Source organism: Streptomyces sp. NPDC056222 (assembly GCF_042264065.1).
Classification (GTDB): Bacteria; Actinomycetota; Actinomycetes; order Streptomycetales; family Streptomycetaceae; genus Streptomyces.
In genome coordinates, this window is record NZ_JBHJTL010000085.1 from 21,914 (window position 1) to 33,160 (window position 11,247).

Consider the following 11,247-nt stretch of genomic DNA (forward strand, 5'->3'; position numbering starts at 1 on the left):
GAGTGGGTTTGCCGGCCGTGCCGCCGTGTCGCCGTCGTCGGATCCGCTCCGTCCTTTTCAGTGTATGAGCAATAGGTGTGATCATCTCCAAATGGCATGAAACCGGATGAAGGGGTACAAGTCATGTCCCAGGTCGGCGCCCCTCGCGGGAGGACATGCTCCAGGAGCCCCCGCTCCCGCACGCTCCGCTCCGTCGCCACCCTCACCAGCGCGGTGCTCGCGATCTCGGTCCTGGCCGGATGCAGCTCGGCCGACGAAGCCGACGAGATCAAGGCCGCCGCCCCGGACCACGCGCCCGCCGCGCGCGACCGGGTGACCGACGGCGGCACCCTGAACTGGGCCGTGGACGCGATGCCCACCACCCTCAACGCCTTCCAGGCGGACGCCGACGGCGCCACCTCGCGCATCGCCGGGGCCGTACTCCCCGCCCTCTACACCCTCGACGAACGCGGCAGGCCGCAGCGCAACGCGGACTACCTGGAGTCCGCGAAGGTCGTCGAGACGGAGCCGAAGCAGGTCGTCCTCTACAAGCTCAACCAGCAGGCGGTGTGGAGCGACGGCCGAGAGATCGGCGCTCCCGACTTCGTCGCGCAGTGGCGGGCCCTGAACGGCCGGGACACCGCGTACTGGACCGCCCGCAACTCGGGATACGAGCGGATCGAGAAGATCGAGCGCGGCAAGGACGACCTGGAGGTACGGGTCACCTTCGGCAAGCCGTACGCCGACTGGCAGTCCCTCTTCACCCCCCTCTACCCGAAGGAGGTGATGGGGTCGCCGGCCGCCTTCAACGACGGCGCGCGCACGACCCTGAAGGCGACCGCGGGTCCGTTCCGGCTCAAGGCGACCGACCGCAAGGCGGGCACCGTCACCCTCGACCGCAACCCCCGCTGGTGGGGCCAGTCCGCCAAGCTCGACCAGATCGTGCTGAAGGCCGTGAAGCGGGCCGACCGCGTGACGGCACTGGCCGCGGGCAAGCTCGATCTGGCCGAGATCGACCGCTCCGCGGCTGACCGCATCGCCCTCGCCGTGAAGGACGCCCGGGCCGGCCGGAACGGCGGACAGGCCCTCGCGCACGGCCCCGGCGCCGCGGTCACCCCTTCCTCGGCCCTGAAGTCCTGGGCGCAGGCGAACGGCTCCGACGAGAAGAAGGCGGAGGTCGTGCAGGCCGCCCGCAAGAAGAACCAGGAGACCATCGATCGGTACGCGACCGAGCAGCGCGCCCTCGGGAAGTTCGTGGTGCGCAAGTCGCTGGAGCCCGCGTACACCCAGCTCTCGCTGAACGGCGAGTCCGGTCCGCTCGCCGACGAGCGGGTACGCCGGGCCGTGGCCCGCGCGCTCGACCGCCAGGCACTGGCCGAAGCCGTGCTCAAGCCGCTGGGCCTGCCCGCCACGCCGCCCGGCAGCCACCTCGCCCTGGCCGGACAGGCGGCCTACGCGGACAGCAGCGACGCGCTCGGCGACCAGGACGCCAAGGAGGCCCGGGCCCTGCTCGCCGACGCGGGCTGGGTGCCCGGCGGCGCGACCAAGAAGCCGGCCGGGACGAAGGCCGGCAGCGAGGCGGAGACCGCGGAGAAGGAGCCCGAGACCGCGGAGAAGAAGCAGGAGAAGGCGGAGACCACCGACAAGACGGAGAAGGAGGGGGCAGAGGGGACGGAGAAGAAGGCCCCCGCGGAGAAGGCCCCCGCTTCCCCTGCCGCGAAGCAGCCCGAGGCCGACACGGCCAAGAAGCCCCAGGCCGACGCCGCCTCCAACGACGGCCTCTACATCGTGGGCGACGAGAAGCCGGGCGGCACGGCCGCCCGCGACGACGGCAAGGCGCCCGAGCCCGCTCTCGGCGCCGCCGGCCCCGAGAGCGGCACCGACGTCCTCACCCCGGCCCCCGGAGCCGCCCTGCAGAACGCGGCGCTGCTCCGCCAGGCCGCTCTGCTCGAGACGGGCACCGACGCCGGCACCACGACCGAGGCCAAGGGCAAGAACCCGGCCAGGCCCGACAGCGGAGTCGCGGGTGCCTACGCCCCGCGCGGCACCGCCGCCCCCGCCGTGCCGGCGTCCGCGGGCCAGGGCCTGGGCAAGGACGGCAAGGCGCTCAACCTGCGGTTCGTCCTGCCCTCGAGCCCCGGCTCGGAGGCGCTCCGGACCGTCGGCGACAAGATCGTGCAGATGCTCGACGCCGTCGGTATCCGCACCGAGATCACCAAGGTCGCGGACGAGAGCTTCTTCAAGGACCACATCGCCTCCGGCGACTACGACCTGGCCCTCTACTCCTGGCCCGCCACCGCCTTCCCGGCGACCGACGCCCGGCCGATCTTCGCCAAGCCCGAGCCGGCCTCGGACGGCTCGCTCCTGGTCGAGCAGAACTACGCCCGGGTCGGTACGGACCGTATCGACCAGCTCTTCGACCAGGCCGTGGCCACGCTCGACGAGGAAGAGGCCCGTGACCTGGTCCGACAGGCGGACGCCCGGATCTGGGCCGCTGCCGGATCGATTCCTCTCTATCAGCGCCCCCAGCTCGTGGCGGCCAAGCCCGAGATCGTGAACGCCGGCGCCTGGGGCTTCGCCGCCCCGCGCTACCAGGACATCGGGTTCAAGAAGCCCGAATCGGCCAAGGGTGCGGAGCGCAATACCAAGAAATAGTTGAAACTGCAGGTCACAACCTCAGATGCAGCTCAAGTTCCTTGCCCGCCGGTTACTCCGGCGGGCAGGATCACGTCCGGCCCCTTGACCCGGCCGGTTCCGCACGCTCAGTGCTCCCCCACACCCCCAGTGCACCGCACCACCGAGGTCCCCAAACCTCCTAGTAGACCCTCTCGAATCCGGGCGGGGAAGCCCCTTGCGCGGCGGCCCCGTACCATAGGACATAGCCGTGGCGCGTCCGCCCGGCGGGCGTAAGAGGAACTGACGCCGCATCCCACGATCCGAGAGAAGCGCAAGCACCCATGCCTACGCGCCACGACATCCGTAACGTCGCCATCGTCGCCCACGTCGACCATGGCAAGACGACCATCGTCGACGCCATGCTCAAGCAGGCCGGTGCCTTCGCCGCCCACCAGCAGCTCGACGACCGCATGATGGACTCGAACGACCTGGAGCGTGAGAAGGGCATCACGATCCTCGCCAAGAACACGGCGGTGAAGTATCACCCCAAGGACGGCGGGGCCCCTATCACGATCAACATCATCGACACCCCCGGTCACGCCGACTTCGGTGGCGAGGTCGAGCGCGGTCTGTCGATGGTCGACGCGGTCGTCCTCCTCGTGGACGCCTCCGAGGGTCCGCTCCCGCAGACCCGCTTCGTGCTGCGCAAGGCGCTCCAGCAGCGCAAGCCCGTCATCCTCTGCATCAACAAGACGGACCGCCCGGACTCCCGGATCGACGAGGTCGTCAACGAGACCTACGACCTGTTCCTCGACCTGGACGCGGACGAGGACCAGATCGAGTTCCCGATCGTCTACGCCTGCGGCCGTGACGGCGTCGCCTCGCTGACCAAGCCGGAGAACGGCACCGTTCCCGCGGACAGCGACAACCTGGAGCCGTTCTTCTCCGCCATCCTGGAGCACGTCCCGGCCCCGGTGTACGACGAGGAGGCGCCGCTCCAGGCGCACGTCACCAACCTGGACGCCGACAACTTCCTCGGCCGTATCGCGCTGCTCCGTGTTGAGCAGGGCGAGCTGCGCAAGGGCCAGACGGTCGCGTGGATCAAGCGGGACGGCTCGATCTCCAACGTCCGCATCACCGAGCTGATGATGACCGAGGCGCTCACCCGCAAGCCGGCCGAGGTCGCCGGCCCCGGCGACATCTGCGCCGTCGCCGGTATCCCCGACATCATGATCGGCGAGACCCTGGCCGACCCGGAGAACCCGATCGCGCTTCCGCTGATCACGGTCGACCAGCCGGCCATCTCCATGACCATCGGCACCAACACCTCGCCGCTCGTCGGCCGCGGTGGCACGGGCAAGGGCGCGGACGCCAAGTCCGCGGTCAAGCAGCGCAAGGTCACCGCCCGCCAGGTCAAGGACCGTCTGGACCGCGAGCTGATCGGTAACGTCTCGCTCCGCGTCCTCGACACCGAGCGTCCCGACGCCTGGGAGGTCCAGGGCCGTGGTGAGCTCGCGCTCGCCATCCTGGTCGAGCAGATGCGCCGCGAGGGCTTCGAGCTGACCATCGGCAAGCCGCAGGTCGTCACCAAGGAGGTCGACGGCAAGATCCACGAGCCCGTCGAGCGCCTCACGGTCGACGTGCCCGAGGAGCACATGGGCGCGGTCACGCAGCTCATGGGTGTCCGCAAGGGCCGCATGGACAACATGTCGAACCACGGCTCCGGCTGGGTCCGCATGGAGTTCGTGGTTCCGTCCCGTGGCCTCATCGGCTTCCGCACGGAGTTCCTGACCAACACCCGCGGCACGGGTATCGCCCACTCGATCCACGAGGGCCACGAGCCGTGGTTCGGCACGCTGACGACCCGTAACAACGGTTCGCTGGTCGCCGACCGCGCGGGTGCGGTCACCGCCTTCGCGATGACCAACCTCCAGGAGCGCGGTGTCCTGTTCACCGACCCCGGCACCGAGGTGTACGAGGGCATGATCGTCGGCGAGAACTCGCGCTCCGACGACATGGACGTGAACATCACCAAGGAGAAGAAGCTCACCAACATGCGCTCCGCCTCCGCCGACTCCTTCGAGGCGATCGTCCCGCCGCGCAAGCTCTCCCTGGAGCAGTCCCTGGAGTTCTGCCGCGACGACGAGTGCGTCGAGGTCACCCCGGAGGCCGTGCGTATCCGCAAGGTCGTCCTGGACCAGAACCAGCGCGGTCGTACCGCGTCGCGTGCCAAGAACGGCTGACCTGTGATCTCGGCCGCATCCGGCTGACGCCGGCAGGCTGACACAACCTCAGATACAGGGCTCGGGCCCCCGCGATCACTGCGGGGGCCCGAGCCTTTCGTCAAATCCATTTCATGGGCGCGGTGTCCGGATATCGGCCGTCGCTCTCCGGAACGTGTGTTAACGGTCCGTTTCGCGGGTGTCTGTCTGTGATCGCTTTGTCCGGATTTCGGTCTCAAGGCACCTGCTGATGTTGTCAAACCGAGACCACTTAAGTGTGGTTTACAGCCCTGACGTACTTAATAGTTGGCTCCATTGAGCTCGGGTCAATGGGTCACGCACTGTGGGGAGTGCCGACTCACGAGCACACTCGGGGCACTTGAGTGCATCGCCGTCAGGGGTGTCGGCGGACTCGAAGTGCCCCTCTTGTAGTGACAAAGTGGACTCATGAGGAGGAACCCATGCGCGGTGCCAAGAGCGCCAAGTGGGTAGTGGGCGCAATTGTTGTCGCCCTGGCAGCGACCGCCTGTGGCGGAGGTAAGGGCGACGGCGGCAGCGACGCCAAGGGCCAGGTTGACCCGAACGGGATCTTCTCGATCGAGGTGGGCGAGCCGGAGAAGCTGCTGCACCCGGCCGACACGATGGAGTCCAACGGCTCGATCGTTCTGTCCGGTCTGTTCTCGCAGCTGGTGGACTACACCGCCGACGGCAAGCTCACCATGGTGAACGCCGAGTCGGTCGAGAGCGCGGACAGCAAGCTCTGGACGGTCAAGCTCAAGAAGGGCTGGACCTTCCACGACGGCACCCCGGTGACCGCCAAGTCCTACGTGGACGCGTGGAACTGGGCCGCCAACGTCAACAACCAGCAGGGCAACGCCTCCTGGTTCTCCGACATCAAGGGCTCCGAGGCCCTGCTGCCGGAGAAGGAGGGCGCCAAGCCCACCGCCGACAAGCTCACCGGTCTGAAGATCGTCGACGACTCGACCTTCACCATCGAGCTCAAGGGCGCGGTTCCGTACTTCGCCTACAAGCTCGGCTACGAGGTCTTCTCGCCGCTGCCGGAGTCCTTCTACAAGGACCCGAAGGGCGCGGGCCTGAAGCCGGTCGGCAACGGTCCCTACAAGTTCGAGTCGTGGGACCGCAAGAAGCAGATCAAGATCGTCCGCTACGACGCGTACAAGGGCGAGAACAAGGCGAAGAACGGCGGTGTGATCTTCAAGAACTACACCGGCCTCGAGCCCGCCTACGAGGACCTGAAGTCCGGCAACCTCGACGTCATCCGTCAGGTCGGCCCGAAGGACCTCCCGGTCTACCACCAGGACCTCGGTGACCGCGCCGTGGACGCCGACCAGTCGGCGATCCAGTCCATCGCGGTCGCGTTCTACGCCGACCAGTGGAAGACCAAGAAGGTCGACCCGAAGGTCATCCAGGGCCTCTCGATGGCGATCGACCGCGCCACCATCACCAAGACGGTGCTGCAGGGTACGCGTGAGCCGGCGACCGGCTGGGTCGCCAAGGGCGTCCTCGGCTTCCAGCCGAACGCCGCGGGCGACGTCACCAAGTTCGACCCGGCCAAGGCCAAGGCGCTGATCGCGGAGGGTGGCGGCGTTCCCGGCAACGCCATCACCATCCAGTTCAACGCGGACGGCGGCCACAAGGAGTGGGTCGACGCGGTCTGCAACAGCATCACCCAGGCGACGCAGGTCAAGTGCGTCGGCGACAGCAAGGCGGACTTCCAGGCGGACCTCGCGGCCCGCAAGGCGAAGCAGGTCAAGTCCCTGTACCGCTCTGCCTGGACGCTCGACTACCCGGTGAACTCCAACTTCCTTCGTGACCTGTTCCAGACGGGTGCGTCCGGCAACCAGGGTGACTTCTCCAACCCGGCGCTCGACGCGAAGATCAAGGCGGCCGACTCCGCGGCCAGCCTCGAGGAGTCGGTGAAGGCCTACCAGGAGGTGGAGAAGGAGCTCGTCAACCTGATGCCCTCCATCCCGCTCTGGTACTACAAGGTCAACGCCGGCTACTCCGAGAACGTCGAGGGCGTCCGCTACGCGCAGGACGGCGACCCGGTTCTCGAAGAGATCACCGTCAAGAAGAAGTAATCACCCAAGCGTAGTCCGCTAGCCGCAAGGCGAGGGGCCGACGGTCACACACCGTCCGCCGGCCCCTCGCACCGGCGATACGCAGTGGCTGGGGGGCCCTTCCACGACATCCGCGTACCCACAGGGGCGCGGTTGCCGGGGGAGGGCTCGTAGCGCTGCGGCTGTCACATCTCAACGGAGGCATGATGGGGCGCTATGTCGTACGACGACTGCTCCAGATGATCCCGGTCTTCATCGGGACAACCCTGCTGATCTTCCTCATGGTCTACAGCCTGCCCGGCGACCCCGTGGCGGGTCTGTTCGGTGACAAGGCCGCCAACCCGGCGACCGTGGCCAAGATCAGACACGAACTGGGGCTGGATCAGCCGATCCTGCAGCAGTACGCCAATTACATGTGGGACATGATCGTCCACTTCGACTTCGGCACCCAGATCCGTAACGGGCGCCCGGTCACCGAAGTTCTGGGCGACGCGTTCCCGGTCACTCTGCAACTGGCCGCACTGGCCTTCGCGTTCGAGCTGATCTTCGGTGTCGCGCTCGGCGTCATCGCCGGTATGCGCGCCGGCCGCCTGGCCGACAACGCCGTCCTGATCTTCACGCTGCTGATCATCTCGGTGCCGGTCTTCGTCCTCGCGTTCATCATCAAGATGGTCTTCGCCTTCGAGCTGGAGTGGATCGCTCCGAACGTCAGCAACGACCAGCTGGTGTCGGAGATGATCGCGCCCGCGATCGTGCTCGGTGGTCTCTCACTGGCCTACGTGGCCAGGCTGACCCGCACGTCCATGGCGGAGAACCTGCGCGCCGACTACATGCGTACGGCCGTCGCCAAGGGTCTGCCGAGGCGCCGGGTCATCGGTGTCCACCTGATGCGCAACTCGATGATCCCCGTCGTCACCTTCCTCGGCACCGACATCGGCGCCCTGATGGGCGGCGCGGTCGTCACCGAGTCCATCTTCAACATCAAGGGTGTCGGCGGCCTCATCTACGAGTCGATCGTCCGGCGTGAGGGCACCACCCTGGTCGGTCTCGTCACCATCCTGGTGCTCGTCTACCTCGTCACCAGTCTGCTCATCGACCTGCTGTACGCGGTCCTGGACCCGAGGATCCGTTATGCCTGACGTGACCAAGACCGCTGCCACCGCAGTCGAGGACGCTGTCGCGCCCCCCTCCGCGGCAGAGCCCGCAGCGCAGAAGCAGAAGACCGAGAAGGCGCGCAGCCTCTGGGGCGACGCGTGGGCGGACCTGCGCCGCAACCCGTACTTCCTCGTGTCGTCGGTGCTGATCTTCATCCTGCTGGTCATCACGGCCTTCCCCGGCTGGTTCACCAGCGCCTCGCCCACCACGGGTGACCTGGTCAACCACTACGTCGGCAAGCCGGAGCTCGGCAAGATCGGCTCGGAGGGCTGGCTCGGGTACGACATCCAGGGCCGCTCCGTCTACGCCCGCCTGATCTATGGCACCCGTGCCTCGGTCATCGTCGGCATCTGCGTCACCCTGATCGTCACCGTCATCGGCGGCATCATGGGCATGATCGCCGGCTACTTCGGCGGCCTGATGGACTCGATCCTCTCCCGGATCACGGACATCTTCTTCGGTATCCCGTTCCTGCTCGGCGCCATGGTCGTCCTGCAGTCCTTCACCGAGCGCACGATCTGGGTGGTCGTCTTCGCCCTGGCGTTCCTCGGCTGGACCCAGATCGCCCGCGTCATGCGCGGTGCCGTGATCACCGTCAAGCAGGCCGACTACGTCCACGCGGCGAAGGCGCTCGGTGCCGGCACGACCCGGATCCTGTTCCGGCACATCCTGCCGAACGCCATGGCTCCGGTGATCGTCGTCGCGACCATCGCGCTCGGCGGCTACATCTCGGCCGAGGCGACCCTGTCGTACCTGGGCCTGGGTCTCTCGTCGCCCATCGTCTCGTGGGGCGTCGACGTCTCCGCCGGTGTTCAGTCGATCCGTACGTCGCAGCACATCCTGCTGTACCCGTCGATCATGCTGAGCATCACCGTTCTGGCGTTCATCATGCTCGGCGAAGCCGTACGCAACGCCCTCGACCCCAAGCTGCGCTGAGGAGGGCGTACATCGTGAGCCTCATTGACAAGACCGCGAGCGTCCCCGCCCCGCGCGGGGGCGACGACTACAACGGTCCACTGCTCGAAGTCCGTGACCTGCACGTGGAGTTCCACACCCGCGAAGGTGTGGCCAAGGCGGTCAACGGAGTCAACTACAGCGTGAACGCCGGCGAGACGCTCGCCGTGCTCGGCGAGTCCGGGTCCGGCAAGTCCGTCACCGCGCAGGCGATCATGGGCATCCTCGACATGCCGCCGGGCAAGATCCCGCAGGGCGAGATCTTCTTCCGCGGCGAGGACATGCTCAAGATGTCCTACGAGGAGCGCCGGAAGATCCGCGGTCGCAAGATCGCGATGATCTTCCAGGACGCGCTGTCGTCCCTCAACCCGGTCCTCACCGTCGGCTACCAGCTCGGCGAGATGTTCCGGGTGCACCACGGCCTCTCCAAGAAGGAGGCCAAGCTCAGGGCCATCGAGCTGATGGACAAGGTCAAGATCCCCGCCGCCGCGGCGCGGGTCGACGACTACCCCCACCAGTTCTCCGGCGGTATGCGCCAGCGCATCATGATCGCCATGGCGCTCGCCCTCGAGCCGGACCTGATCATCGCCGACGAGCCCACCACGGCGCTCGACGTGACGGTCCAGGCCCAGGTCATGGACCTCCTCGCGGAGCTCCAGCAGGAATACAACATGGGCCTGATCCTGATCACCCACGACCTCGGCGTCGTCGCCGACGTCGCGGACAAGATCGCGGTCATGTACGCGGGCCGGATCGTCGAGACCGCCCCCGTGCACGAGCTGTACAAGCGCCCGGCCCACCCGTACACCCGGGGTCTGCTCGACTCGATCCCGCGCCTGGACCAGAAGGGCCAGGAGCTGTACGCGATCAAGGGCCTGCCGCCCAACCTGCTCCGGGTGCCCACCGGCTGCGCCTTCAACCCGCGCTGCCCGAAGGCCGACGACATCTGCCGCACGGAGATCCCGGCTCTCGCCCCGGTCACCGAGCAGGACGGCACGGAGCTGCCGGGCCGCGGTAGCGCCTGCCACTTCTGGAAGGAGACGATCCATGGCTGAGCTCAGCAAGAACGACGAGGCCGCGGACGCGACTCCGAACGTCACCGACGTGCACACCATCGACGCCGCGAGCGAGGCGGAGGCCGTAGCCGCCATCGAGGCGCCGGTCGAGCGCGGTGAGCCGATCCTGCAGGTGCGCAACCTGGTCAAGCACTTCCCGCTGACCCAGGGCATCCTGTTCAAGAAGCAGGTCGGCGCGGTCAAGGCCGTGGACGGGGTCTCCTTCGACCTCTACCAGGGCGAGACCCTCGGCATCGTCGGCGAGTCCGGCTGTGGCAAGTCCACGGTCGCCAAGCTGCTGATGAACCTGGAGCGGGCGACCGCGGGCGAGGTCTTCTACAAGGGCCAGGACATCACCCGGCTGTCCGGCCGCGCGCTGAAGGCCGTGCGCCGGAACATCCAGATGGTGTTCCAGGACCCGTACACCTCGCTGAACCCGCGTATGACGGTCGGCGACATCATCGGCGAGCCCTTCGACATCCACCCCGAGGTGGCCCCGAAGGGCGACCGGCGCCGCAAGGTGCAGGAGCTGCTCGATGTGGTCGGTCTGAACCCCGAGTACATCAACCGCTACCCGCACCAGTTCTCCGGCGGTCAGCGCCAGCGCATCGGCATCGCCCGCGGCCTCGCGCTCAACCCGGAGATCATCATCTGCGACGAGCCGGTCTCGGCCCTGGACGTCTCCGTCCAGGCGCAGGTCATCAACCTGATGGAGAAGCTGCAGGACGAGTTCAACCTCTCCTACGTCTTCATCGCGCACGACCTGTCGATCGTCCGGCACATCTCCGACCGGGTCGGCGTGATGTACCTCGGCAAGATGGCCGAGATCGGTACGGACACGCAGATCTACGACCACCCGACGCACCCCTACACCCAGGCGCTGCTGTCGGCGGTCCCGGTCCCGGACCCGGAGGCCCGTGAGGGTCGCGAGCGGATCATCCTCACCGGTGACGTCCCCTCGCCGGCCAACCCGCCGTCGGGCTGCCGTTTCCGCACCCGGTGCTGGAAGGCCCAGGAGAAGTGCTCCACGGAGATCCCGCTCCTGGCGATCCCCGAGCGCTTCCAGGGTCAGGACACCCCGGCCGCGCACGAGTCGGCGTGCCACTTCGCCGAGGAGAAGGACGTCATCCACGCGGCGTAGTTCCCCCCGCTGTACGCGTCGAGGGCGCCCGGACCACATCGGTC

At 67.7% G+C, this 11,247-nt stretch carries 7 protein-coding genes; all 7 read left to right on the top strand.

The annotated features are described in order from the left end of the window. Positions 1-123: 123 nt before the first annotated feature. The 7 genes from ACFC0D_RS29990 to ACFC0D_RS30020 all read left to right on the top strand — a co-directional run bounded on the left by ACFC0D_RS29990 (position 124) and on the right by ACFC0D_RS30020 (position 11,203). The gene (locus ACFC0D_RS29990) at positions 124-2,634 is read left to right on the top strand and encodes an ABC transporter substrate-binding protein (RefSeq protein ID WP_376442553.1); all 2,511 of its coding nucleotides are present in this window, start codon (positions 124-126) and stop codon (positions 2,632-2,634) included. Positions 2,635-2,936: 302 nt separating this feature from the next. Then, complete coding sequence (typA, locus tag ACFC0D_RS29995) at positions 2,937-4,838, top strand: translational GTPase TypA (RefSeq protein ID WP_376442557.1); 1,902 nt, start codon at positions 2,937-2,939, stop codon at positions 4,836-4,838. Positions 4,839-5,278: 440 nt separating this feature from the next. After that, positions 5,279-6,919 carry an ABC transporter substrate-binding protein gene (locus ACFC0D_RS30000; protein ID WP_376442560.1) on the top strand — a complete coding sequence of 547 codons (1,641 nt, stop codon included), beginning with the start codon at positions 5,279-5,281 and terminating at the stop codon, positions 6,917-6,919. Between the two features lie 185 nt (positions 6,920-7,104). Next, entirely contained in the window at positions 7,105-8,037 is a 933-nt protein-coding gene (locus ACFC0D_RS30005) for an ABC transporter permease (RefSeq protein WP_376442572.1), read from the top strand. Further along, positions 8,030-8,989 (top strand): ABC transporter permease, encoded by a 960-nt coding sequence (locus ACFC0D_RS30010; protein WP_376442563.1) that lies wholly within the window; start codon positions 8,030-8,032, stop codon positions 8,987-8,989. Before ACFC0D_RS30005 ends, ACFC0D_RS30010 begins: the two co-directional genes overlap by 8 nt. A gap of 14 nt (positions 8,990-9,003) precedes the next feature. Then, positions 9,004-10,062 (top strand): ABC transporter ATP-binding protein, encoded by a 1,059-nt coding sequence (locus ACFC0D_RS30015; protein ID WP_376442566.1) that lies wholly within the window; start codon positions 9,004-9,006, stop codon positions 10,060-10,062. After that, the gene (locus ACFC0D_RS30020; protein WP_376442569.1) at positions 10,055-11,203 is read left to right on the top strand and encodes an ABC transporter ATP-binding protein; all 1,149 of its coding nucleotides are present in this window, start codon (positions 10,055-10,057) and stop codon (positions 11,201-11,203) included. Before ACFC0D_RS30015 ends, ACFC0D_RS30020 begins: the two co-directional genes overlap by 8 nt. Positions 11,204-11,247: the final 44 nt, after the last annotated feature.